This is a genomic window from Pseudomonas cremoricolorata, assembly GCF_000759535.1.
Classification (GTDB): Bacteria; Pseudomonadota; Gammaproteobacteria; order Pseudomonadales; family Pseudomonadaceae; genus Aquipseudomonas; species Aquipseudomonas cremoricolorata_A.
The window spans coordinates 3,186,655-3,211,475 of the sequence record NZ_CP009455.1 but is presented as its reverse complement, the minus strand read 5'-3'; the positions used below and the strand labels follow the sequence as shown (position 1 = coordinate 3,211,475).

At 64.5% G+C, this 24,821-nt stretch carries 22 protein-coding genes and 1 tRNA gene; 13 read left to right on the top strand and 10 right to left on the bottom strand.

Going from position 1 to position 24,821, the window contains the following annotated elements; translation table 11 throughout:
- Positions 1 to 46 precede the first annotated feature (46 nt).
- The 3 genes from LK03_RS14385 to LK03_RS22190 all read left to right on the top strand — a co-directional run bounded on the left by LK03_RS14385 (position 47) and on the right by LK03_RS22190 (position 2,664).
- Positions 47 to 1,219 carry an acyl-CoA dehydrogenase family protein gene (locus tag LK03_RS14385; RefSeq protein ID WP_167334519.1) on the top strand — a complete coding sequence of 391 codons (1,173 nt, stop codon included), beginning with the start codon at positions 47 to 49 and terminating at the stop codon, positions 1,217 to 1,219.
- Between the two features lie 9 nt (positions 1,220 to 1,228).
- Positions 1,229 to 2,329 (top strand): sigma-54 interaction domain-containing protein, encoded by a 1,101-nt coding sequence (locus LK03_RS14380; protein WP_038413035.1) that lies wholly within the window; start codon positions 1,229 to 1,231, stop codon positions 2,327 to 2,329.
- A 182-nt stretch (positions 2,330 to 2,511) separates the two neighbouring features.
- The gene (locus tag LK03_RS22190) at positions 2,512 to 2,664 is read left to right on the top strand and encodes a hypothetical protein (RefSeq protein ID WP_156109535.1); all 153 of its coding nucleotides are present in this window, start codon (positions 2,512 to 2,514) and stop codon (positions 2,662 to 2,664) included.
- 49 nt (positions 2,665 to 2,713) lie between these two features.
- On the opposite strand, the gene LK03_RS14375 is transcribed toward LK03_RS22190, so the two are convergent.
- From LK03_RS14375 to LK03_RS14340, 8 genes are all read right to left on the bottom strand, one after another.
- Complete coding sequence (locus tag LK03_RS14375) at positions 2,714 to 3,925, bottom strand: acyl-CoA dehydrogenase family protein (RefSeq protein WP_038413034.1); 1,212 nt, start codon at positions 3,923 to 3,925, stop codon at positions 2,714 to 2,716.
- A 70-nt stretch (positions 3,926 to 3,995) separates the two neighbouring features.
- The gene (locus tag LK03_RS14370) at positions 3,996 to 5,708 is read right to left on the bottom strand and encodes a dipeptide ABC transporter ATP-binding protein (protein WP_038413033.1); all 1,713 of its coding nucleotides are present in this window, start codon (positions 5,706 to 5,708) and stop codon (positions 3,996 to 3,998) included.
- Positions 5,705 to 6,568, bottom strand: coding sequence for an ABC transporter permease (locus LK03_RS14365; RefSeq protein ID WP_038413032.1), 864 nt, complete (start codon positions 6,566 to 6,568; stop codon positions 5,705 to 5,707). The genes LK03_RS14370 and LK03_RS14365 overlap by 4 nt, the downstream gene beginning before the upstream one ends.
- Entirely contained in the window at positions 6,565 to 7,551 is a 987-nt protein-coding gene (locus LK03_RS14360; protein ID WP_038413031.1) for an ABC transporter permease, read from the bottom strand. The genes LK03_RS14365 and LK03_RS14360 overlap by 4 nt, the downstream gene beginning before the upstream one ends.
- On the bottom strand, positions 7,548 to 9,182 hold the full coding sequence (locus LK03_RS14355) for an ABC transporter substrate-binding protein (RefSeq protein ID WP_156109534.1): 1,635 nt from the start codon (positions 9,180 to 9,182) through the stop codon (positions 7,548 to 7,550). Before LK03_RS14355 ends, LK03_RS14360 begins: the two co-directional genes overlap by 4 nt.
- A 169-nt stretch (positions 9,183 to 9,351) precedes the next feature.
- Positions 9,352 to 10,407, bottom strand: a complete 1,056-nt coding sequence (locus LK03_RS14350; RefSeq protein ID WP_038413030.1) for an NADP(H)-dependent aldo-keto reductase — start codon at positions 10,405 to 10,407, stop codon at positions 9,352 to 9,354.
- Between the two features lie 51 nt (positions 10,408 to 10,458).
- The gene (locus LK03_RS14345) at positions 10,459 to 11,808 is read right to left on the bottom strand and encodes an LLM class flavin-dependent oxidoreductase (RefSeq protein ID WP_038413029.1); all 1,350 of its coding nucleotides are present in this window, start codon (positions 11,806 to 11,808) and stop codon (positions 10,459 to 10,461) included.
- A 13-nt stretch (positions 11,809 to 11,821) separates the two neighbouring features.
- Entirely contained in the window at positions 11,822 to 13,066 is a 1,245-nt protein-coding gene (locus LK03_RS14340) for an acyl-CoA dehydrogenase family protein (protein WP_038413028.1), read from the bottom strand.
- A 413-nt stretch (positions 13,067 to 13,479) separates the two neighbouring features.
- Here LK03_RS14340 and LK03_RS14335 point away from each other — a divergent pair, with 413 nt between their 5' ends.
- Positions 13,480 to 15,591, top strand: a complete 2,112-nt coding sequence (locus LK03_RS14335; protein WP_038413027.1) for a TonB-dependent receptor family protein — start codon at positions 13,480 to 13,482, stop codon at positions 15,589 to 15,591.
- Positions 15,592 to 15,690: 99 nt separating this feature from the next.
- Here the strand turns inward: LK03_RS14335 and LK03_RS14330 are convergent, their stop codons facing one another.
- Both LK03_RS14330 and LK03_RS14325 read right to left on the bottom strand, forming a co-directional pair.
- Positions 15,691 to 17,946 (bottom strand): TonB-dependent receptor, encoded by a 2,256-nt coding sequence (locus tag LK03_RS14330; protein WP_038413026.1) that lies wholly within the window; start codon positions 17,944 to 17,946, stop codon positions 15,691 to 15,693.
- A 417-nt stretch (positions 17,947 to 18,363) separates the two neighbouring features.
- Positions 18,364 to 18,451, bottom strand: a tRNA-Ser gene (locus LK03_RS14325).
- A 136-nt stretch (positions 18,452 to 18,587) separates the two neighbouring features.
- Between LK03_RS14325 and LK03_RS14320 the strand changes: the two genes are divergently transcribed.
- The 9 genes from LK03_RS14320 (at position 18,588) to LK03_RS14280 (ending at position 24,816) form a co-directional block, all read left to right on the top strand.
- The gene (locus tag LK03_RS14320; protein WP_028696146.1) at positions 18,588 to 19,256 is read left to right on the top strand and encodes a Bax inhibitor-1/YccA family protein; all 669 of its coding nucleotides are present in this window, start codon (positions 18,588 to 18,590) and stop codon (positions 19,254 to 19,256) included.
- 143 nt (positions 19,257 to 19,399) lie between these two features.
- Complete coding sequence (locus tag LK03_RS14315; RefSeq protein WP_038413025.1) at positions 19,400 to 20,776, top strand: nucleobase:cation symporter-2 family protein; 1,377 nt, start codon at positions 19,400 to 19,402, stop codon at positions 20,774 to 20,776.
- 76 nt (positions 20,777 to 20,852) lie between these two features.
- A complete protein-coding gene (gene tusD, locus LK03_RS14310; protein ID WP_038413024.1) occupies positions 20,853 to 21,245 on the top strand; it encodes a sulfurtransferase complex subunit TusD in 393 nt (130 codons plus the stop codon).
- A gap of 1 nt (position 21,246) precedes the next feature.
- A complete protein-coding gene (gene tusC / locus LK03_RS14305) occupies positions 21,247 to 21,606 on the top strand; it encodes a sulfurtransferase complex subunit TusC (RefSeq protein WP_038413023.1) in 360 nt (119 codons plus the stop codon).
- Positions 21,606 to 21,902 carry a sulfurtransferase complex subunit TusB gene (gene tusB, locus LK03_RS14300; RefSeq protein WP_038413022.1) on the top strand — a complete coding sequence of 99 codons (297 nt, stop codon included), beginning with the start codon at positions 21,606 to 21,608 and terminating at the stop codon, positions 21,900 to 21,902. The genes tusC and tusB overlap by 1 nt, the downstream gene beginning before the upstream one ends.
- Entirely contained in the window at positions 21,899 to 22,234 is a 336-nt protein-coding gene (locus tag LK03_RS14295) for a TusE/DsrC/DsvC family sulfur relay protein (RefSeq protein WP_038414731.1), read from the top strand. The genes tusB and LK03_RS14295 overlap by 4 nt, the downstream gene beginning before the upstream one ends.
- Complete coding sequence (locus LK03_RS14290; protein ID WP_038413021.1) at positions 22,231 to 23,232, top strand: glycosyl transferase family protein; 1,002 nt, start codon at positions 22,231 to 22,233, stop codon at positions 23,230 to 23,232. The genes LK03_RS14295 and LK03_RS14290 overlap by 4 nt, the downstream gene beginning before the upstream one ends.
- A gap of 95 nt (positions 23,233 to 23,327) precedes the next feature.
- The gene (locus LK03_RS14285) at positions 23,328 to 24,290 is read left to right on the top strand and encodes a glutathione S-transferase family protein (protein WP_038413020.1); all 963 of its coding nucleotides are present in this window, start codon (positions 23,328 to 23,330) and stop codon (positions 24,288 to 24,290) included.
- Positions 24,291 to 24,429: 139 nt separating this feature from the next.
- Positions 24,430 to 24,816 (top strand): LEA type 2 family protein, encoded by a 387-nt coding sequence (locus LK03_RS14280; protein ID WP_081951604.1) that lies wholly within the window; start codon positions 24,430 to 24,432, stop codon positions 24,814 to 24,816.
- Positions 24,817 to 24,821 lie beyond the last annotated feature (5 nt).

The window sequence follows — 24,821 nt, the reverse complement described above, 5'->3', positions numbered from 1 at the left end:
CTCGCCCAGCCTCTACCTGCCTGGGGAGCTGCCAATGACTGCACCGTTGAATGCCACGCGTCCGGCCCTTGTGCTGGCGCAGGAACTGGCTGCGCAGTTCGCCCAGACCGCCGTGGAGCGTGACGAGCGCGGCGGCACGCCGAAACTCGAACGCGACGCACTGCGCGCCAGCGGCTTGCTGTCGCTGGCCATTCCCCGGGCCTTCGGTGGCCAGGGCGCCAATTGGCAGGAAACCTTCGAGGTGGTGCGCGAACTGGCCCGGGTCGACAGCTCCATCGCCCATGTGTTCGGGTTTCATCATCTGATGCTTGCCACCGTGCGGCTGTTCTCCCGCCCCGAGCAGTGGCAACCCTGGTTCGAACAGACCGCGCGCAAGCAGTGGTTCTGGGGCAACGCACTCAATCCGCTGGACACCCGCACGGTGGTGCGCCACCACGACGGCTGGTACGAGTTTTCCGGGAAGAAGAGCTTCTGCTCGGGCGCCACCGACTCGGAAATGCTCATCGCCTCGGCGGTCGACGAACGCGCCGGCGGCAAGCTATTGATCGCGGCCATCCCCAGCGGGCGCAGCGGCATCAGCCTGCACGATGACTGGCACAACATCGGCCAGCGCCAGACCGACAGCGGCAGCGCCACGTTCGAGCGGGTGCGCGTCGAGCACAACGAACTGCTGCTCGACCCCGGCCCCTTGAGCACGCCATTCGCAGCATTGCGCCCGCTGATCGCGCAGTTGCATTTCGCCAACCTGTTTCTCGGCATCGCCGAAGGGGCGTTCGCCGAGGCCCGCCAGTACAGCCTCAAGGAGAGCCGCCCGTGGTTCCGCTCCCAGGCCAGCCAGAGCGCCGATGACCCTTACCTGCTGCGCCATTACGGCGAGTTCTGGGTCGGCCTGGAAGGTACCCGCGCCCTCATCGAACGCGCCGCGCAGCGTCTGGATCAGGCCTGGGCCAAAGAACAGGCGCTGAGTGCCGAAGAGCGCGGGGATCTCGCCGTGGCGGTCGGCACGGCCAAGGTCGCCGCCACCCGGCATGGCCTGGACCTGTGCAGCCGGCTGTTCGAAGTCACTGGCGCGCGCGCCACCCATGCCTCACTGCGCTTCGACCGTCACTGGCGCAACCTGAGGACACAAACCCTGCACGACCCGGTTGACTACCGCATCCACGAGCTCGGCGAGTGGGCCCTGGCCAACAGGCGCCCCACCCCGTCCTTCTATTCCTGAGGAATGCCCATGCAACTGCTCACCTTGCCCCCCTCGCCGTCGCTGGCGACCTCGATCAGGGCCACCGCCCAGGTGTTCGAAGACCCGCGCTCACAGGCCTTGCTGGCGCACTTGCAACAGGTCGCACCGAGCGAAGCCAGCGTGCTGGTGATCGGCGAGACCGGCACCGGCAAGGAACTGGTCGCCCGTCACATCCACAACCTCAGCGGCCGGCGCAATGGCCCGTTCATCGCGGTCAACTGCGGCGCGTTTTCCGAGTCGCTGGTAGAGGCCGAGCTGTTCGGCCACGAAAAAGGCGCCTTCACCGGCGCGCTGGCGGCCAAGGCCGGCTGGTTCGAAGAAGCCAACGGCGGCACGCTGTTTCTCGATGAAATCGGCGATCTGCCGTTGCCGATCCAGGTCAAGCTGCTGCGCGTGCTGCAGGAGCGCGAGGTGGTGCGCCTCGGCTCGCGCAAGAGCATCAAGATCAATGTGCGGGTGCTGGCCGCCACCAACGTACTGCTGGAAAAGGCCATCAACGCCGGGCACTTTCGCGAAGACCTCTACTACCGTCTGAACGTCGTGACCTTGCAGCTGCACCCGCTGCGCGACCGTCCCGGCGACATCCTGCCCCTGGCCAGGCACTTCATTCGCAGTTACAGCGAGCGTCTGGGCTATGGCCCGGTGGAGTTGAGTCAAGGCGCTCAGGCCAAGCTGGTGGACTACAGCTGGCCGGGCAATATTCGCGAGCTGGAAAACGTCATTCACCACAGCCTGCTGACCTGCGGCGAAGGCCAGGTGCAGGCTGAGGATTTGCGGCTGTCGCACCTGCGCCTGGAGCGCCAGGAACAAACGCTGGCGCCACAGGGCGCCGAAGCCCTGCTGCAACAGGCCTTTAGCCGGCTCTATGAAGAGCAGCCCGGGGCGCTGTACGAAACGGTGGAGAACGCCCTGCTGCGCTCGGCCTACCATTTCTGCCATTACAACCAGGTGCACACCGCGCAACTGCTGGGGCTGTCGCGCAACGTCACCCGCACGCGGCTGATCGCCATTGGCGAACTGTTGGTGAACAAGCGTCGCGGGCCGCTGCCGCAAGTGGTCGATGAGCGCGTGGTGCGTCTGTCGATCTGAGCCACACTGCCGCGCTCAGGCATGCAAACGGCGAAACACCGCCCCCGACAGCGCGCACAGGCACGCGCAGGCGAGCATCACCACGACCACATCCGCCACCGACGTTTCGCTGCGCCCGTGCCACTGCGCCAGGCTCGCCAGCAGTACCGAAACTGCGCAGGCGCAACAACGACAGCGCCAGCATGTACAGCGACACCACCCAGTTCATGCGCAGGCTGGGTTCGGCAAAGTCGGCAGCCATCTGCGGCAGTGCGGTGAGCACCGCGGTGCCGTCGCGCAGCTCCATGAACAGCGCGGCGCCGATGATCAGCGGCACGGTTCGTGGATGGCGTTGAGCGTGTCGATGCACCTGGGCTGAGGTTGGCACTGGCGCTGGCAGACCGCTCAAAACAGCCCCGAGACAGGGGGCGGTGTGCCCTTGAGGTGCCAGGCGCCGACCACTGCCGCCTTCCATTGCCGCGGGTTGTGGTTGGCCACCGTGCGCGCGTTGCGCCAGTGCCGGTCGAGGTTGTGCTGGCGGCCGGTGGTCGAGGCCCCGCCGACCTCGAACAGGGTTTCTGCGGCCTTGAGCGCAAGCTCGGCGGCCAGGTACTGGGCCTGGGCCACTTCGAGGGCGGCGTGCTCCACGGTCTCCCCCGCCAGGCCGCTGGCCCAGGCCCGGTCGATGGCTGCGGCGGCCTTGAGCACCAACGCCTCGGCGGCATAGGCGCGGGCGGCGATATCGCCCACCGCCAGTTCCACGTAAGGGTCATCCACCGAGCGGCTGGCGCTGCTGTGTTTGATCGGTCGCGCATGCTCACGGGCAAAGGCGCTGGCATCGCTCAGGGCATTGCGGGCGATACCCGCCAGCACGGTGCCGAGGAACAGTTGCAGAAACGGTGTGACCACAGTGCGCGAACCTTCCTCGACGGTGCGCGGGCGAATTTCGTCGGCCTCGACCCGAACATTGTGCAAATGCGTGGTGCCGCTGGCGGTCAGGCGCTGGCCCATGGCGTCGAAATCATCCAGCAGTTCCAGGCCCTCGCGCCCCCGCGGCAGGATGAACGACACCGGCCGCTCGTGCTCATCCAGCGCCACCGCACTGACGTAGTCGGCGAACAGCGCGCCGGTGCTGTAGAACTTGCTGCCGCTGGCGCGAAAGTGCTCGCCCTCGCGCACCAGCCGCGCGGCGATGGCGCCATTGGCGCCACCCAGCTCCCAGCCGGCATTGCCGATCACCGCGCCTTCGAGCAGGCGGGCGAACCAGCGCTCGCGCTCGGCCGCGGCGTTGACGTCGGTGGACGCCAGCAGGCCCTCGACGAAGGCCAGCCCCGGGCGCAGGGCCTGGGCGACGTTGGAATCGACCGCGGCGATACTCAGCAGCACTTCGATGACATCGCTGACGCTACCGCCTGGACCGCCATGGCGAACCGGAATGCGCACCGTGTAGACCCCGGCCGCAGCCAGTTGGGCAATCGCCCCGTGGGGCAACTGGCGTTCACGTTCACGTTGCGCGGCGCCAGCGCCAATGGCCGGCAACAGTGCGCCGATACGGGCCTTCAGCGTGGTGACATCGGCAGCCGGTGGCTGGCTGGGAAAGCGTTGAAACGTGCTCATGCTTCAGTCCTTTGTTCAGGGTATTCAGGGCGCCGCCAACACGCCTGTACGGTGCGGCCGCCCGGGGTATTCAGATGGCGATCTTCCACAGCCGCGACTCGTCGAACAGGTCGAACGCCTCATGCTCCAGGTCCAGCGGCGGCACCACCAATTCGCTGCCGCTGCCCGGTAGATGCGGCACGGCACCGAGCAGGCGCTGCGTGTATTCGTGGGCCGGGTGGGCGAACAGTTGCTCGACTGGCGCGTGCTCCACTACCCGCCCATGGCGCATCACCAGCACTTGGTCGCTGACATGGCGAATCACCCCCAGGTCGTGGGAAATGAACAGGTAGGCCAGGCCCAGTTGCTCTTGCAGATCGGCGAGCAGGTCGAGCACCTGCGCCTGCACCGACACGTCAAGCGCCGACACCGGCTCGTCACAGATGATCAGCTTCGGCTCGCTGGCAATCGCCCGGGCAATCGCCACGCGCTGGCGCTGGCCGCCCGAAAGCTGCAACGGCCGGCGCTGGGCGAGCGTGGCGGGCAGCCGCACCTGCTCCAGCAGCACGGCGATACGTGCCGGCCGCGCAGCGGCTTCCAGACCGGCCACGTGCAAGGCGTCGTCGAGAATCTGCGCCACGCTCCAGCGCGGGTCGAACGATCCCAGTGGGTCTTGGTAGATGACGCTGATCTCGCCGCGCAGCGGGCGGCGCTGGGCTTCGCTGACCGCATCGCCGGGGCCGTTCCAGGGTTTTCCGCGGTAGCGCACCTCGCCCTGGTCGGGCGCTAGCAAACCCAGGGCAATGCGCGCCACGGTGGTCTTGCCCGAGCCTGACTCACCGACGATACCCAGGGTCTGCCCGGCGCGCAGGGTGAAGTCGACATCCTCCAGCACCTGCCGCAACTGGCCATCCGGGCCGAGGTAGCGTTTGCCCAGGCCACGCCCGGCAAGCAGCACCTCGCCGGGGCTGCGGGGCGCCGCAATGGCAGGCTCGACGGCGCGTTCAGGTGACAAGCGCTGCCCGCGCGGGTGCGCCGAGGGCACTGCCGCCAGCAGCGCCTGGGTGTAGGCATGCCGGGGCTGGCGCAGCACCTGCTGCATCGGCCCCTGCTCGACCACCTCGCCAAGGCGCAGCACCACCACCTCATCGGCCAGTTGTGCCACCACCGCCAGGTCGTGGCTGATGATCAGCAGCGCCGCGCCACGCGCCTTGATCTCGCGAAACACTGCCAGAATCTGCGCCTGCACGGTGGCATCCAGCGCCGTAGTCGGCTCGTCGGCAATCACCAACGCAGGGTCCAGGGCCAGGGCGCTGGCGATCAGTGCCCGCTGGCGCAGACCACCGGACAACTGCCCCGGACGCTGCCGCGCGCGCAGCGCCACATCGGGCACGCCGACCCGTTCGAGCAATTCATGCACGCGCGCGCTGCGGCTGTGACGGTCGCCGTAGCCGTGGGTCTGCAACACCTCAAGAATCTCCTTGCCCACTGGGCGCAGCGGGTCGAGCGAAACCAAGGCATCCTGCAGCACGAAGCCGATGTCCTTGCCGCGCACTTCACGCCACTGGCGCTCACTGAGGCTGAGCAAATCCTGCCCGGCAAAACTCAGGCGCCGCGCGCTGACCTGCGCACTACTTCCGGCCAGGCCCACCAGGCTGCGCGCGCTGACGCTCTTGCCCGAGCCGGATTCACCCACCAGCGCCACACAGCGGCCTGGGCTCAAGGTGAACGACAGGTCGCGCACCACATCGACGCCGGCGAAGGCCACCTGCAGGCCTTCGACGATCAAGGTCTTGTCGCTCATGGCCGGCGGCCCTCCAGACGGTGTTGGATATAGCGCCCGGTCACCGTGGTGGACAGGGTGGTGAGGACGATGAACAGGCCAGGGAAGAAGGTCAGCCACCAGGCGCTGGCGATGAAGTCGCGGCCCATCGACAGCATGGTCCCCCACTCCGGCGCCGGCGGCCGTGCGCCGAGGCCCAGAAAGCTCAGCGCCGAGGCCCAGACGATGGCCTGGCCCACGCCCATGGTCAGGGTCACCACCAGCGGGCGCATGGCGTTGGGCAGCAATTGGCGCAGAATGATGCGCGAGGTCGGATGGCCCAGCGCGCGCGCCGCTTCGATATAGCCGGCGTTACGCACCGCCAGCACCTGGCCACGGACCATGCGCGCATAGCCTGGCGCACCACCCAGACCGGTGGCGATGATCAGCGGCCCCACGCCACTGCCGAATACCGCGACGAACAGCAGCGCCAGTACCAGGCTGGGGAAGGCGAACAGCACCTCCAGCAGCCAGCCCACGCCACGGTCCAGGCGCGCGCCGCCAAGCCCGCCGAGCAGGCCCAGGGCAATGGCGATGGTCATCGACAAGGCGGTCGCCGCCACGCCGATCGACAGGCTCTGCCGCGCGCCATGAATGATTCGCGCGAAGATGTCGCGCCCCGACTGGTCGGTGCCCAGCCAGTGCGCCCAGCTCGGTGGCTGGAAGGCCTCACGCGGGACGATGGCCAGCGGATCGGTGGCGGTGAACAGAGCCGGCGCCAGCGCTGCCAGCAGCAACGCGGCAAGAAAGCCGATGGCCAGGGTCGCGCCCAGCGGTGGCAGGTTGAAGCTGCGCTGGCGGCGCAGCGCGGCGTGGCTGCGTTGCAGAATCAGATCGCTCATGCTGTGACTTCCTGTTGCCGAGGGTCGATCCACTGGTACAGCAGGTCGACCAGAATGTTGGCCAGCACGTAGCTGGCGGCCACCACCAGGCTGATGCCGATCACCAGCGGCATGTCCTGGGTCTGCACCGCCTGGTACAGCTGGCGTCCCACGCCCTTGCGGGAAAAGATCACCTCGCACACCACCGCGCCGCTGATCAGCGCGCCAATCGCCCATCCCGACAGCGACACCCCGGGCAACAGGGCGTGGCGCAGCACATGGCGAAAGCGCACCGCAAGATCACTCAGGCCACGGGTGCGGGCAGTGAGCACGAAGGGTTGCTCCAGGGTCAGCTCCAGCGATTCGCGGGTGACCTGGGCGATGAACCCGGCCAGCGGAATGGCCAGGGCGAACGCTGGTAGCACCAGGCTGGCCAGGCCATCGCTGCCGGCCGGCGGGAACCAGCGCAGGCCGAAGGCGAACACCGCCAGCAACATCACGCCGAGCCAGAAGTGCGGCAACGAGGCGCTGAGGGTTTCGGCCAGCGACGCCAGCCCGCCGACCAGTCGTCCGCGTCCGGCGGTGACCACGGTCAGCAGCAGCACCAGCAGCCAGGCCAACAGCAGCGCGGCCAAGGTCAGTTGCAAGGTGGCCCCGCCCTGCTCGGCCAGCACCCGCGTCACTGGCAGGTGCTGGGCGTAGGACACCCCCAGGTCGCCGTGCAGCAGGCGCCACAGGTACAGCAGGTATTGCACCGCCAGTGGCTTGTCCAGGCCATATTCGATGCGCGCGGCTTCGATCGCCTCAGGGGTGGGGTTACTGCTCGGGCCACCGAGAATCGCCAGTACCGGATCACCGGGCATCAGGCGCAGGGCGAAAAAGGTCAGCGTCGCCACCGCCCACAGCACCAGAGCGCCGCCGCCGAGGCGCACAGCGGCGCGCCGGCCAAGGGCTGCCCAGCGCTCGCGGCGTGGGTCGTTCACAGCACGGGAAGTCGGTTTCATTTGTTCACCCAGGCATCGTAGAGGTAGGTGACCGCCAGCGAAGCTTCCACGGCCACGCCATGGGCGGTCTTGTACAGGCCCAGGCGCGTGCTTTGCGGGTAGGTGGTCAGTTGCAGGTACTGCGCGGCGGCCTGTTGCTGCGCCTGGTGGTAGATTTGCCGGCGCTGTTCGGCGTCCTGGGTGGCCAGGCCGCTGTCGAGCAGCGCGTCGTAGGCCGGGTCGGCATAGCCGGAGGAGTTCTGGTGATAGCCGCCGACCCCGGCCGGCTGCACGAAGGCGCTGGTGAAGATGATGCGCAGCACGTCCGGGGTGTTGGTGTTCCAGTAGCCCAGGCGAATATCGTAGTCCCACGCAGCCTGGCGTGCGGTGGCCTGGGCATCGCTCATCTGTTCGAGCACCAGTTCCAGCCCGACCTGGCGGGTGGTGGCCTGGACCTGCTCCCACAGGGTCAGCTCCGAAGGCGTGGTACGCGCGCCAATCAGCACCACGGCACGCAGGCGCTGGCCGTTCTTGCTGCGGTAGCCGTCAGCGTCGCGGGCAGTCCAGCCGGCTTCGTCGAGCAGCCTGGCTGCGCGTGCCGGGTCGTAGTCCTGGCTGCGTTGGAAGTCGGCACTGTAGAACGGCGTGGCGCTGCTCAGCGGCCCGCCGGCGCGGCTGAACTCGCCGAAATACACGCTTTTCAGCGCACCTTCGACATCAGCGCTGCGCACGAAGGCCTCGCGCACGCGAATGTCATCGAACGGCGCGCGGCGCAGGTTGAAGGTGCCGTTGGTGGGGTTGCCGGGCCGCTGGGCGATGATCAGGTCGACATCGGGGTTACGCCGCGCCGCTTCGTGCGACTCGGGCGGCAAGGCTTCGATCACATCGACCTCGCCGGCCTGCAGCGAGGCGAAGCGCACCGACGGTTCCTGGATGAACTTCCAGATGACTCGCTCGAGATACGCTGGCCCCTGATGCCGGGCGGTCGGCGGCGCCCAGTTGTAGTCCGGGTTGCGCACCAGTTCGACCTGGCTCTGTCGATCCCAGCGCTGCACCTTGAACGGGCCGCTGCCGACCGGGGATTCACAGTTTTCATCACGGCTGCGCTGCAACGCCGTCGGCGATTGCATGCCGAGAAAGCCTTGGGCGAGCACTTCGAGAAACGCGGCGTAGGGCGTGGCCAGGATCACTTCGGCGGTGTAGTCGTCGATGATCCGCGTATCGCGGTACTGGCGGATGTAACCACCGGCGGTGCTGGACTGGGTCTTGGGATTGACGATGTGCTCGAGGTTGGCCTTGACCGCTTGGGCATTGAACGGCGTGCCGTCGGTGAACTTCACGTCGCGGCGAAGGTGGAAGGTGTAGCGCAGGCCATCGTCGGACACCTGCCAGTGCGTCGCCAGCCATGGGCCGATCTGCCCCTCGCTGTTCATCGACACCAGCGAGTCGAGGTACTGCAGGCCGACGAACACCTGGGGCATGTCGCCGGCCACGTGCGGATCGAGGCAGGTGGGTTCACGGTCAGTGGCGTACACCAGGGTGCCGCCGTGGATCGGCTCGGCGCTGTGCTGGGCCTGTTGCTCGGCGCGCTCGCAGCCCAGCAGGGCCAGCGCGGCGCCGAGTGGAATCAGAAGAGAAGGAATACGGTTCAAGGGCGCTCCTGCAATGACTGGGCTTCGACAGGGTCATTGCAGGACCCGTGCCGTTTTCAACTGTTTGATTTCGTTGGGGTTTGCTGGACTTTGGCTGGTGACGCCGAGGCAAACTGTCGAGCGACTGTTGCTCACGCAACAGTTGCCCTGCGGCAGTGGCGCTTGAGGATCACGGCGAAGGGTTGGGCAAACGTCGATGCACCGCTGCAAGCGCCTCCAGCACCTCATCGCTCAGCTCAACCTCGAGTGCGCTGAGGTTTTCCTGCAACTGCGCAAGGCGGGTCTGCCCGGTGATGGCGCTGGCCACGAACGGTTGGCGAATGACGAACGCCAAGGCCAGTTGCGCCGGGGTCAAGCCATGGGCGTTGGCGATGTCGACGTAGTCGGCGATGGCCTGCTGGGCCTGTTCGCTGCCATAACGGTTGAAGGTGCGGTACACCGAGGTCAGGCGTGCGCCTTCGGGCTGCGCACCGTTGAGGTATTTGCCGGTGAGGCTGCCAAAGGCCAGCGGCGAATAGGCCAGCAGGCTGACGCCCTCGCGGTGAGTGAATTCCGAGAGGCCGTTTTCATAGGTGCGATTGAGCAGGCTGTAGGGGTTCTGGATGCTGGCGATGCGTGGCAGCCCACGCTCCTGGCTATGGCGCAGAAACTGCGCGACGCCCCAAGGAGTTTCGTTGGACACGCCGATGTGGCGGATCTTGCCGGCCTTGACCTGTTCGTCGAGCACCGCCAGGGTCTCGTCGATGGTGGCGGTCTGCGGGTGGTCGTCGATGTAGGGGTAGTCGCGGGCGCCGAAGAAGTTGCTGGCACGGTCCGGCCAGTGCAACTGGTAGAGGTCGAGGTAGTCGGTTTGCAGCCGGCGCAAGCTGCCGTCCAGGGCTGCAATGATGTTCTTGCGGTCGTGGTGGCTCAGGCCATCACGGATGTGCGTCTGGCTGCCTGGCTCACGGGCTGGACCGGCGATCTTGCTGGCCAGCAGCAGTTGATCTCGCCGGCCACGGGCGGCCAGCCAGGTACCGAGGTAGCGTTCGGTGGTGGTCCAGGTTTCAGCGCGGGTGGGCGTGGGATACATCTCGGCGGTGTCGATGAAGTTGACCCCGGCCGCCACGGCGGCATCGAGTTGCTGGTGGGCGTCCTGTTCGCTGTTCTGGTGGCCCCAGGTCATGGTGCCGAGGCTGAGCAGGCTGACGTTGAGGTCGGTGTGGCCGAGTGGGCGGTAGCGCATGGTATCGGGCGTCCTTGAGGTGTTCTGGAAGTGGCGAAGCGGCACTGGCGATCAAACGGCGCGTGCCGTGCGTTGCCGAGCTTCGCTGAACTGATTGACGGCCTTGGGCAGGCCGAGGTGTTCGCGCAGAGTGCTGCCGCTGTACTCACGGCGGAACACGCCGCGTTCTTGCAACAGCGGCACCACCTCTTCGACGAATACCCGGGCACCGGAGGGGAACATGTCGGGCATGATGTTGAAGCCGTCGCCGGCACCTGCGAGGAACCACTCGGTGAGGGTGTCGGCCACCTGCTCCGGCGTGCCGACCGCCAGCCGGTGGCCCACCAGAATGCGCCGCGACAATTGGCGGATGCTGAGGTTTTCCCGCCGCGCCAGGTTCAACTGAGCTTCGAGAAAGCCTTGCGAACCGCGCTCGAATTCGGCCACCGCGCCGATCCGCTGCCAGGGCAGCGGCGCGTCCGGGTCCAGTTCACTGGCATCGATGCCGATGCGCCCGGCCACCTGCTGTAGCAGGCCATGCTCGCCATGCCAGGCATTGAGCTCATCGAAGCGGGCGTGGGCTTCAGCCTCGGTGCTGCCGATCACCGTCGACAGCCCCGGCATGATCTTCAGGTGCTGCGGATCACGGCCCCAGGCGCGGGCACGGGCTTTCATCTCCTGGTAGAAGGCCTGACCGTCGGCCAGGGTGGTCTGGGTGGTGAAAATCGCATCGGCGAAGCGCGAACCCAGCGCCTTGCCACCTTCCGACGACCCAGCCTGCACCAGCACCGGTCGACCCTGGGGCGAGCGCGGCAGGTTGAGCGGGCCTTTGACCTGAAAATGCTTGCCGACGAAATCCAGCGTGTGCACCTTGCCAGGGTCGGCGAAGCGTCCGCTGCTGCGATCACCGATCACCGCGTCTTCTTCCCAGCTGTCCCACAGTTTCAAGGTCACGTCGACGAACTCTTCGGCGCGCCCGTAGCGATCGACATGCAGCGGCGCACCGCTGAGGCCGAAGTTCTGTGCAGCGGCATCGGCGGCGTTGGTGACGATGTTCCACGCCGCGCGCCCGCCGCTGATGTGGTCGAGCGAGGCGATACGCCGGGCCAGGTTGAACGGCTCGTTGTAGGTGCTCGAGCAGGTGGCGATCACCCCGATGCGCTCGGTGGCCGCAGCGACGGCGGTGAGCAGCACGGTCGGCTCCAGCCGCCCGCCCGGCTGCGCGGCGACATCCGGTGGCAGCGCCGGGCCGTCGGCAAGGAAGATCGCGTCCAGACAGCCGCGTTCAGACAACCGCGCGATATCGCGGTAGTAGTTGACGTCGATGTAGGCATCGAGCGCCGCCTCGCCCTGGCGCCAGGCGCCGGAATGCGAGCCGAAGCCGAGGATGTTCATGCCAAGACTCATTTGTTTGGTGGTCATGTCAGGCTCCTGATCAGACTGCGCTGGCTTCATCGCCGCTGCCCTGGCCTTCGCTGGCCGCGGCATGGCGGGCACGCCAGGCCTGGGCCGGGCTGATGCCATTGAGGTAGTAGTCGCCCAGCGCCTGCTCGCGGTAGATCGCCGGGTTGTGCGAGGCCAATGTGCGGGCATTGCGCCAGTGACGGTCGAGGCGGCGGCTGTTGCTGGTGGCCGAGGCGCCGCCCACTTCGAACAGCAAGGTGCTAGCCTCCAGCACTTGGGCCAGGACGATCTGCTGGGCCTGGAAGGTGTGGATTTCCGCATCGGTGTACAGCTGCTCTGGCACCTCGCCCTGCTGGCCGGCCTCGAACACCACTTGCAGGCTCTGCGCAACCGCCGCGACCTGCGCCTGGGCAGAGAACGCCAGGCTCGACAGCCGACCGATCACCGCCTGCACCAGCGGATCGTCGCTGGGCCGCGACTGCCCCGGCACGCCGAATGCGCGGGTCCGTCCCCGGACGAAGGCCACCGCATCGGCCAGCACCGCATGGGCGATCCCGGCCAGGGTGGCCAGATGCACCGCCTGGTAGAAGGCTGTGAGGTACGACTCGGCGCGCAACTCGCCCTTGGCGAAGCGCCGCAGCACATGCTCCGCCGGCACCGCGACCTGTTCGAAGCGGGTGGTGCCGCTGCCGGTCAGGCGCTGGCCGAAGCCATCCCAGTCATCGATGCGCTGCACGCCTGAGGCGGTGGTCGGCACTGCCAGGCTGACGAAGCCCTCGCCATGGTTGGCCACCGCCGCCACCCAGTCGGCGTACAAGGTGCCGGTGCAGTAGTACTTCTCGCCATTGAGGCGGTAGCCGTCGGCGCTGTCGCTCAACTGCACGGTGTTGCGGGTGCTGTCGCTGCGCTCGGCCATGGCCGCGCCCCACAGCTCGCCGGCAGTCACGCGGGCGAACCAGTAGTCCTGCGAGGCGCTGTCGTTGCTCGCCAGGCGGCCTTCGACGAAGCCGAAGTGGGCGCGAAAGATCTGCGGCAGGTTGGAGTCGGCCTGGCCCAGGCGCTGCAACTGGCGCAGCAACTGCGGCAGGCTGGCGCCCAGGCCGCCATGGCTGCGCGGCACGCGCAACGCGCCGAAACCTGCGTCGCGCAACCACGCCACCGGTTCATGGGCCAGGCTGCGCTGTTGTTCGCGGGCCACAGCGCCTTCGGCGATAAGCGCATGAATCGGCGCGAAGCGAGCGTCGAGTTCGGCGTCGGTGAGAGGGGGTGAAGTCATAAAAGGTCCTTTCGAGTCGGCTCGGGAAGCGTGATGAGGCTGCTCGAAGGGCTATTGCAGGGGGCGTGCCAGGCGTTTGGCCGCCTGTTTGCAGGGGATGGCGCTGCTTGAGGTTGTGCCGGCCAGGCAAACTGTTCGACCGCTGTTGCAACGCCAACAGTGTGCGCAGTGCACAGCGCCGAGGGTGCTGCGCAGACCTCGCCTGACTGGGTCACCTGCGTAGCTGTTGCAGCGGCAACAGTGACGCAACAAAACGTCGTGTTATTGCCATTGCATCAGGCCCTGGCACACCGCTTTGCGCGGCTTCGACGGGCTGCGGCCAGTGGCACGGAAACTGCTCTGACCGTTCATGGCAGGCCTGACTATTCCCATAGAACGCCGAGGACCTACGATGACTTTGAAGGAATATGACAATGCGTGCGATCCATCCCCACCCCCTGCGCGTGGCCATCCGCCACGCCGCCCTGGCCACCGCCGCCGCAGCCTGGCTCACCCCGGCCACCCTGCTCGCTGCTGACCAGACCCTCGGTACGGTCACGGTACAAGCGGCCAAGCAAACTGAAGTGCAGAACGCCGCCAGTGCCCTGGCCGAAGTGCCGGGCGGCACCAGCGTGGTCGACAGCGAAGAAGTGGCCAAGGGCCGCACCGCGACCCTGCAAGACACCCTCGCCTACCAGCCCGGCGTGTTCGTGCAGTCCACCGGCGGCAACGATGCGGCGAAGATTTCCATCCGCGGTTCGGGCGCCAACACCGCGCCGGGCTATTTCCGCGAAGGCATCAAGTTTCTCTTCGACGGCCTGCCACTGACCGGCCCCGGCGGCACGCCCTACGAGTTGCTCAATGCCAGCGGGGTCAACTACAGCGAGATCCTGCGCGGCGCCAACGCTTTCAAGTATGGCGCGCTGACCCTGGGCGGGGCGGTGAACTTCGTCAACCACAGCGGTTACAGCGCCCCCGGCCTGCGCGTGCGTGCCGAGGCCGGCAGCTATCGCTATCAGAAGCAGAGCATCAGCTACGGCGGCGTCGAGGGCGGGCTGGATTACTACCTGCAAGCCGACAACTACCGCAACCAGGGCTATCGCGAGCACAGCCTGTCGCAGAGTTCGGGCATCGTCGCCAACGCCGGCTACCGCTTCAGCCCCAAGCTTGAAACGCGACTGCTGCTGCGCTACCGCGACGAAGTGCACAACGACCCCAGTGCCACCACCCTCGACGCGGCCCTCAAGCACCCGCGCCGAGCCAGCGCCACCGCCGTCACCAGCGGCGCCGGCGCGCGCCGGCCAGGTACGATCTGGTTGGGCAGCAAGACCACCTACACCTTCGATGACGATGCGCGGCTGACCGTCGGCCTGACCTACCATGACTATCGCCACACCAATAACCCACGCAGCCCGAGCAACCCCAGCTATTGGGACTGGCACGACCTGGGCCTGCTGCTGAGCTACGACCGTATCGACCAACTGTTCGGTCGCGAAAGCCGCAGCAGCATCGCCTTCACCTCGACCCAGCACCTGCGCGGCGGGGTCAACTCGGCCAACGACGACAAGCAAACCTTGAAGCAGGTCGACTACAAGGATTCGTTCGACCGGGTGATCTCGCTGGGCAACGATTTCAACCTGGTCGACAGGCTGTGGCTGACCAGCGGCGTGTCGTTCATCAATGTGCGGCGCAAGGTCGACATCGACCGCGCGGTCAACCCCAACACCACCGACTTCCCGCAGCACGTCGACTACGACAACTGGAGCGCCGCACCGCGCCTCGGCCTGCGCTACGAGCTCAATCCCAACCTGCAACTGTTCACCAACTTCAGCCGCAGCATCGACCCGCCAGCGTCATGGGAATATTCCGGCTCCGGCCCGACCCTGGCCTACGCCCGGCCATTGGTGGAGCAGAAAGGCAACACCTTCGAGGTCGGCATCAAGGGCTCGCACGGCATTTTCGACGGCAGTCTGGCGTTGTACCGCTCGTGGCTGCGTGACGAGCTGCTGAACGTGCAACTGATTCCCGCCACCGGCAACTCCGTCGCGGTGACCGGGGCCTTCAACGCGTCGCCGACCATTCACCAGGGCGTCGAGGCTGGCCTCAACACCCGTCTGTGGGAAAACGACCAGGGTGATCAGGTGCGCTGGCGTCAGGTGTATACCTACAACGACTTCTACTACCGCCACGATGAAACCTTCGGCAATAACCAACTGCCCGGTGTGCCCAAGCACATCTACCAGGGTGAGGTGCAGTACCAGCACCACAGCGGCTGGTACACCGGCATCAACACCCAGTCCGCCTCGCGTACCTCGGTGGACTACGCCAACAGCCTGTACGCACCGTCCTACACCATATGGGGTGCGAACGTTGGCTATGAGGCGCCTAAAGGCAACTGGAAAGTCTCGCTGGATCTGAAGAACCTGGCCAACAAGGCGTATGTCACCGCCGTCACGCCGGTCTATAACGCCCGTGGCCAGGATACGGCCTCGTTCTGGCCTGGGGATGGGATTGGCGCCTACGTGGGGATCGAAGCTCGCTATTGAGTAGCCCCCTCCCGCCCACGTTCAAGAAAGGACCGCAGTGCGGTCCTTTTGTCTTGCTGCAGACCCGCCCGTAACGGCTAGCCCGAGTTCACCCAACTATCAGAAATCCACCGAAGCGCTGAGCGACAAGGTACGCGGAGCACCCAGCACCAGGTAGTTCTGGCCGGGGTAACCGCCGGTTGAAGCCCAGTAGTCGCGGCCTGCGACGTTGTCCAGGCGCGCACGCAGGGTCACGTCCTTGTCATCGACCTTGAAGCCGTAGCGTGCGCCGAGGTCCAGGCGTGTCCACGATGGAATGTCGAGCGTGTTGGCGGTGTTCACATACTGACGCCCGGTGTAGATGACTCGGCTGGTCAAGGTCAGGCCGTCGACACCCGGCACGTCCCACTCGCCGCCGATATTGGCCTGGACCTTGGGCACACCGATCGCCCGGTTGCCGTCGTCCACGCCGTTCTGGGTCTTGGTCAGCTTGGCATCGAGCAAGGTCACCCCGCCCAGCAGGCGCACGCCCTGGGTCGGCTCGCCGAACATCGACAGCTCGACGCCGCGGTTACGTTGCTCGCCGCCATCCTTGAACACCAGGTTGTCGACGATGGCCACCGGTTTGCGCGTTTCAAACACCGCCAGGCTGCCGCCCAGGCCACCGCCGTCATACTTGAGGCCCAATTCGGTCTGCTTGGCGACGTAGGGGGCGAGTGAGGCGCCTGGGTTGAGGATTGGCGCGGTGGAGCCATCCGGCAGTGTCGTAGTGGCCCCGGCGGTATCGCCCTTGGTCAGGCCCTCGATGTAGTTGCCGTAGACCGACCACCGCTCATCCAACTGATAGACCACGCCGGCAACCGGGGTGGTCTCGTAGCGGTTGTACTTGGAGGTCTTGTTGCCGGTTTCATAGTTGTAGCCGGTCACGTCAAGGCCCTGACGACGCGCGCCCAGAGTGACCTGCAGCTGGTCGTCGAAGAAGCCCAGGGTATCGGCGATGGCGAGGCTTTGGGTGTGGGTGCGGGCAACAATTTTAGGGTCGGACAGCGATCCACTGAAGCTCACATTATCGGGTTTGGCAAAACCAACCGGGTTGTACAGATCATCGGTGAAGCCGCCGAAGTTACCGGCCCAGGCATTGCGCTCCTTGGTGTCGTACATCGACCCGGAAACCACCCACTGATGAGAGACAGGCCCGGTTCGCACGTTGTAGCGCATACCGACTTCTCCCGTGGTGACAGTGTCTTCGCGGTAGTTGTCGAAGCGGTTGGCTCGGGTTACGCCCGCAGCGTCGGACGACGGGTTGGCCAGCACGTTCTTCTCTTCGCCCTTGCGCATGCCGACGGCAGCCCAAGTGGTGACCGCGTCGGTAAGGTCGTACTCGGCGCGCAGCGTGCCGAATGCCTGTTTCTCCTTCGAGTAGGTCCACGACTGGCCGTAGTTCTTGTCGGCATCGGGTGGGCTAGGCACCCCACCACGCGGCGTCACGCTCGGCTGCGGCGTATCGATGAAGTGGTACTGCTGGCCAATGTCACCCGACAAACGCAGCCGATCACCCTGGTAGTCCAAACCCAACGCGAACATATCCAGGTTGCGGTCCTGATCTTCCACCGCCGTCTCGCCACCGCGCTTGGCGGCATTGACCCGTACTCCGAAACGATCACCTTCGCCAAAGCGCCGCGCCACGTCCGCCGACACCGTGCCGAAGCCACGGTTTTCCGCACCGACAGTCAGGCGCGTCAACGGCTCATTGGGCGCTCGCTTGGGCAGAATGTTGATTGCCCCACCGATGCCGGTGCCACCCGGCGCCGCACCATTGAGGAAGGCACTGGCGCCGCGGAACACCTCGACCCGCTCGATGAACTCCGCCGCAACGTACTGCCGAGGCAGCAATCCGTACAAACCGTTGTAGGCAATGTCATCGGAGTACAGCGGAAAACCGCGCACTACGTACAGCTCCTGGAAATTGCCGAAGCCCCGCGCCGTGCGCACCGACGGGTCGTTCTGCAAGATGTCCGCAACGCTGTGCGCCTGCTGGTCCTGAATCAGCTGGTGGGTGTACGACGTCGACGTGAACGGCGTCTCCATGTAGTCCTTGTTGCCCAGAATACCGACCCGCCCACCGCGAGCGACCTGCCCGCCCTCGTACTCCGGCACCAGCCCGTCGCGCGACGCATCGGCACTGGCCGAAATCGCCGTTTCCTCCAGTTCCATCACCACCCCACTACCCTGACCGACCGCTTGCGCTTCTTCCACCGGAATCTCCAGCCCCGCCTGCGCCGACAGCACCTGCGGCGAGCTGAAGCTGGCGATCAGCCCGATAGGCAACCAGATGGAAGTCAGAGCGTTCTTGCGAAGAAAGTGGGGAGTGGGCATGGGCAGACCTGTTTATCGTTATGAACACGCGCCCCGGCGAGCGCAGAGCAGAGAACCCGCATCATAGCGAATAGGAATCTTTCTCGTATTGTTTTTATTTTCGTTATGTGTACCACCGCGCCGCCGCCTACAACAGCCCGACGCAACCTAAGCCAGCTCCGGTATAGAGGAACGCCGTCTGATCAGTCGCCAACCCGCCCAAGGCGAAACCGATGGCTGTGGGTATGAGCGTGATGGCTATGTTGGCGAAGGGCTTTCTCGGTTCCATGGCCGTTGGATACCTCTTGTCTGCGGGCATGATTGAACCCTAGAACCAAGTTGTTCCCAGAGAGAAATCCGTTTGGGACAGAGAGCTCGGGGCGCTGCATTTCGCCCCCCAAAAACGCAAAAACCCCTGATTGCTCAGGGGTTTGAATGTGGCGGAAGCGTAGAGATTCGAACTCTAGGATAGTTGCCCATCGACGGTTTTCAAGACCGTTGCCTTAAACCACTCGGCCACGCTTCCAGCTGTTTTGCGGGCGCCATCATACCGTAACGAAACACGCTGTCAAACTCTCTATGTCGCCCCCGAGAGCGGCTCTGGTATGCTCATGCGACTATTTGTTACAAACCCCTCAGTTGTGAACCACAGGAGTTGCGCCATGCGCGAACAGGATTACGCCGTACACGGCCAGCAGATCGAGCAGCAGGAGGTCAGCAAAGTCCTGCGTAACACCTACAGCCTGCTGGCGCTCACCCTCGCCTTCAGCGGCATCATGGCCTTCGTGGCCCAACAGATGCGTGTCGGCTACCCGAACGTTTTCGTGGTGCTCATCGGCTTCTATGGCTTGTTCTTTCTCACCGCCAAGCTTCGCGACTCGGTCTGGGGTCTGGTGTCGACCTTCGCCCTCACCGGCTTCATGGGCTTTATCCTCGGCCCGATCCTCAACCGTTACCTGGGCATGTCCGGTGGCGCTGAAGTGGTCAGCTCGGCCTTCGCCATGACGGCGCTGGTGTTCGGCGGTCTGTCCGCGTACGTGCTTATCAGCCGCAAGGACATGAGCTTCCTGAGCGGCTTCATTACCGCCGGCTTCTTCGTCCTGCTGGGCGCCGTGGTCGCCAGCTTCTTCTTCCAGATCAGCGGCCTGCAGTTGGCCATCAGCGCTGGGTTCGTGCTGTTCTCGTCGGTCTGCATCCTGTTCCAGACCAGCGCGATCATCCATGGCGGTGAACGTAACTACATCATGGCGACGATCAGCCTCTATGTATCGATCTACAACCTGTTCGTCAGCCTGCTGCAACTGTTTGGTCTGATGGGCCGTGACGACTAAGCCCTGACTACACAGCTCCCAGAAAGCCCGCCCCATGGCGGGCTTTTTAATGGGCGTGGAAAACAGCCCAAGCGTGCTGTACTACCGCAATCACGTGCCGGGCCTTAGAATGCGATCCTTTTTTCAGCAGCGGCAGCACGTCCATGAGTTCACAGCACGACCCACACCCGTCGCCCCGCCCCCATGACCTGGTTCTGGGCCTGGAAGACAAGCCAAGGCCTCTGATCGGCCTGCTCGCCGCGCTGCAGCATTTGCTCGCGATCATCGTTCCGATCGTCACGCCGGGGCTGTTGATCTGCCAGGCGCTTGGTGTGTCGACGCGCGATACCAACCTGATCGTTTCAATGTCGCTGGTTATCTCCGGCATCGCCACCTACGTGCAGTGCAAGCGCTTCGGACCATTCGGCGCCGGGCTGCTGATCGTGCAAGGCACCAGCTTCAACTTCGTAGGCCCGCTGATCGCTGGCGGTTCGCTGATGGTCACGCAAGGCACTCCGGTAGAGGCGGTGATGGCAGCGATCTTCGGCGTGGTGATTGCCGGATCGTTCATCGAAATGGGCGTGTCACGCATCCTTCCCTTCATCAAACGTCTGATCACACCGCTGGTGACCGGCATCGTCGTACTAATGATCGGACTCACGCTGATCAAAGTCGGGCTGATCAGCATGGGCGGCGGCTTCTCGGCCATGGCCAATGGCACCTTCGCCAACGGCGAAAACCTGCTGCTGTCTGGCGTGGTGCTGGCCATCATTGTGCTGCTCAATCGCATCGCGATCGTCTGGCTGCGCAGCTGCGCAATCGTCATTGCGCTGGCAGTGGGCTACGCGCTGGCCGGCTACCTGGGCCGGCTCGACTTCACCGGCATGCACGAGGCGGCGCTGTTCCAGGTGCCGACGCCGTTGCATTTCGGTCTCGGTTTCTCTTGGGCGCTGTTCATTCCCATGTTGGTCATCTACCTGGTGACCTCGCTTGAAGCCATCGGCGACGTCACCGCGACCAGCAAAGTCTCGCAGCAGCCAGTCGAAGGCCCGCTGTGGATGAAGCGGATCAAGGGTGGCGTGCTGGTCAACGGCGCCAACTCGCTGCTCGCCGGCCTGTTCAATACCTTCCCCAGCTCGATCTTTGCGCAGAACAACGGCGTCATTCAGCTGACCGGCATCGCCAGTCGGCACATCGGTATCTGGATTGCCGCGATGTTGGTGCTGCTTGGCTTGTTCCCAAGCGTTGCCGGGGTGATCCAGGCAGTGCCGGAACCCGTTTTGGGCGGTGCGGCGATGGTGATGTTCGGTGCGGTGGCCGCTTCAGGGATCAATATCCTGGCCAGCACCACCCTCGATCGCCGCGCCCTGCTGATCATCGCGGTCTCGCTGGCCTTGGGCCTTGGCGTCGCACAGGTGCCTGAATTCCTTGCGCACATGCCCTCGGCTGTTCGCGCCGTGCTCGAATCAGGCGTGGCCACCGGCGGTATCTGTGCCGTGGTGCTGAACTGGTTCCTGCCTGACAGCGCCGCGAAAGGCTGACCCTCAGCGCCTGGCCTGGACTGCCGCGGTAGGCATTTTGCTCTATCATGGCGGCAGTCCATTTCCAGAGTCGCCCATGAAATTCGCTATTGCGGTTTTTTCTCCCGCCCATGCGCCCTCCTCCAGGCGCGCCCTGCGTTTCGCTGAAGCCGCGATACAGTCCGGGCATCAGGTGGCCAGGCTGTTCTTTTACCAGGACGGCGTGCATAGCGCTTCGGCGAACATCGTCACGCCGCAGGATGAGGTGGACATCGCCGCCCAGTGGCGGTCGTTCGTCGAACAGCATCAGCTCGATGCAGTGGTGTGTATCGCCGCTGGCTTGCGTCGGGGCGTGTTGAATCAGGAGGAAGCCACGCGCCACGAGCGCCCCGCCGCCAACCTGAGCTCGCCCTGGGATCTGTCTGGCCTGGGCCAGTTGCACGAGGCTGCACAACTGGCCGATCGCCTGATCTGTTTCGGAGGTGATTGACATGTCCAAGTCGATGCTGATCATCAGCCGGCGCAGTCCGTGGAGCGGACCCAGCGCGCGTGAAGCGCTGGATATCGCCCTCGCCGGCGGAGCCTTCGATCTGCAGGTGGGCATGCTGTTTCTCGATGACGGCGTGTTGCAACTGACCGAGGATCAACGACCCGCGTTGCTCGAGCAGAAGAACCTCGGGGCCAACCTGCAAGCTCTGCCACTGTTTGGCGTGGATGCACTGTTCGCCTGCGCGACCAGCCTGACGCAGCGCGGGCTGAGCGAGACAAATCTGACCCTGCCTGTCGAAGTACTGGACGACGCGGCCCTGCGTAGCCTGATCGGGCGCTTCGACCATTTGGTGACCCTCTGATGAGCACGTTGCACGTCATTTCCCATTCCCCTTTTGCAGATGATCGTCTCGACAGTTGCCTGCGTCTGCTGGCCAGTGACGACGCTCTGCTGTTGTGCGGCGACGCTGTCAATGCCTTGCGCGCGGGTAGCCCTGTAGAGGCTCGCCTACGCGGTGCAGATTTGCAGCAACGCCTGTTCGTACTGGCCGAGGACGTCCAGGCACGTGCGATTCACAGCGAACTGGCGCAGGCGCTCGACTACATCGCCTTCGTCGAACTGACCCTGAAGTACGACAAGGTCAATTCATGGCTATGACAGTGCCAGCGAGTGACGACCCGGCCATCGCGCTGGACAAGGATGGGTTTCTGGTCAACCTCTCGGACTGGTCAGAGCCCGTTGCGCAATGGCTTGCGCAGCGCGACGGGGTAACGCTTGGCGCCGATCACTGGGAAGTGCTCACTGCGCTCAGGGCATTCTACGATCAGTACCAGCTGTCGCCCGCTACCCGGCCATTGATCAAGTACCTGGCCCTCACACTAGGGCCGGAAAAAGGTAACAGCGCGCATCTTAACCGCCTGTTCAACGGCACTCCTGCCAAGCTCGCCGCCAAGTTCGCCGGCCTTCCGAAACCGACCAACTGCATATGACCGATGTGAAGCCCCTGACCCTGACGACACCCAGCGAACACCCCTTCGCCGAGTTCATTCGTATTCTCGGCAAAGGCAAGCGCGGTGCGCGCGGCTTGACCCAGGAAGAAGCGCGTGCGGCCATGCTGGCGTTACTTGCAGGCAAGGTCGAAGAGGCTCAACTGGGTGCCTTCCTGATGTTGCTGCGGCACAAGGAAGAAACCCCGGAAGAACTTGCCGGGTTTACCCAAGCAGTGCGTCAGCACATCGGTGCCCCGACGATTAAAGTGGATATCGACTGGCCGAGCTATGCCGGCAAGAAACGTCATCTGCCGTGGTACTTGCTGGCGGCCAAGTGCCTGGCAGCCAACGGTGTACGAATTCTCATGCATGGCGGTGGCGCGCACACCGCTGGCAGGCTGTACACCGAGCAGTTGCTGGATCTGCTGTCGATTCCTCTGTGCCGCAGCTGGCAGGCAGTCGCAAGCGGCCTGGAGCAACATGGCCTGGTGTTCTTCCCCTTGCAAGACTGGGCTGCACCTCTGCAGCATATGATCGATCTACGCAATACTCTGGGTTTGCGCTCGCCTATTCATTCGCTGGCACGAGTGCTCAACCCGCTGGCAGCCCACTGCAGCCTACAAAGCATCTTCCACCCCGGCTATCAGGCCGTGCATCGCGAGGCCAGCCGCCTGCTTGGAGACCACGCCATCGTCGTCAAAGGCGATGGTGGCGAGATCGAAATCAACCCCGACGTGATCAGCCACCTGTACGGAGCCAGCGAGGGCCAGGCATGGGACGAATCCTGGCCAGCACTCAGCGAGCAGCGGCACGTCAAGCCCGCCAGCCTGCAGCCAGATCACCTACTGGATGTCTGGCGGGGTCATGCCGAGGACAGCTACGGCGAACTGGCGGTAGTGGCAACGATGGCTTTGGCATTGCGCGGTCTCGGCAAATCCCATGATGAGGGCTTTGCCATCGCCCGGCAGTACTGGTCCGCACGCCAACGTATCGAGTAAACCGATCAGAACGACCCAACCTTTACGCTATTGAGTCGAACATCGACTTCTAAACTGAGCTCCAATGACCGTTAACACGTATTCAGGAGTCGAAGATGGGTCTTTTGATCGAAGGCCGCTGGCATGACCAGTGGTATGAAAGCGATGAAGACGGCGCGTTCAAACGCGAGCAGGCACAGCGCCGCGACACGCTGCCCAAGGCTGAAGCGGGCCGCTATCACTTGTATGTTTCACTGGCCTGCCCTTGGGCTCACCGAGCGCTGATCATGCGTGAACTCAAGGGCCTTGCACCACTGATCGATGTTTCCGTGGTCAGTTGGCTGATGGCCGAACATGGCTGGACATTCGATCAACAACAAGGCTCAACGGGCGATCGTCTCGATGGGCTGCAGTACTTGCATGAGCGCTACACACGCGACGATCCGACCTACACCGGACGAGTGACGGTGCCGGTACTGTGGGACAAACACGAGCAACGCATCATCAACAACGAGTCGGCAGAGATCATCCGCATTTTCAACAGTGCCTTCGACGACCTGACCGGAAATCGCCTCGATTTCTACCCGCAAGCGCTGCGTACAACCATCGACTCGCTCAATGAGCGGATCTACCCGGCAGTCAACAACGGTGTCTACCGCGCGGGGTTTGCAACGACTCAGAAGGCCTATGAAGCGGCGTTTGACGATGTATTCGGCGAACTGGACGCTCTCGAAGCGCATCTGCAGCAATCTCGCTACCTGGCCGGCGAATACCTGACTGAAGCCGACGTGCGTCTGTTCACTACCTTGATTCGCTTCGATGCCGTCTACCATGGCCACTTCAAATGCAATCTGCGACGGATTGCCGACTACCCCAACCTGTCCAACTGGCTGCGCGAGCTCTACCAATGGCCGGGCGTTGCGCAGACCGTCGATTTTGAACACATCCAGAAGCACTACTACCTGAGCCACACCACCATCAACCCGAACGGTATCGTGCCCAAGGGGCCTGCGCAGAACTTCAACGCCACGCATGATCGTGAACGGCTACCTGGCCGGGGTATCTGGCATGCCAAGTAGACGAGCAGCTTTGCCCTCGCAACCGAACAGGGGCGCTTGAACCATGCATCTCTAGGGGCTTTTGCTGTGTCGTGTGTTGTGGCCGCTGTGCATTGTGCTGGGCCTGGGCGCCTGCGCCTCTCACCACGACACTCATTCGATGATGGTCAACGTGGTAGGTATCGATACGCTGCCAGGCGACGATCTGGAACTGAGGCTGGCGGTAAAGTTACGCGTTCAAAACCCTAACGACGCACCAGTGCAGTATCGAGGGGTCGCATTGAATCTGGACGTGAACGGACGGCCTTTCGCGACTGGGGTCAGCAAGCGCACGGGTGCAATTGGGGGTTACAGCGAACAAGTCATCTCTGTGCCGATGAGCGTGAGTGCATTCAGCATGCTCCGGCAGGCCTTGGCCGTGAATGACTTGCTGTCGCTCGAAGGGCTGCCTTACTCATTGCGCGGCAAGCTTGCAGATGGCCTATTTGGCACCACGCGCTTTCACGATGAAGGAATACTGGATTTCAAGGGCCCAACGCCACCTTGAGAGGG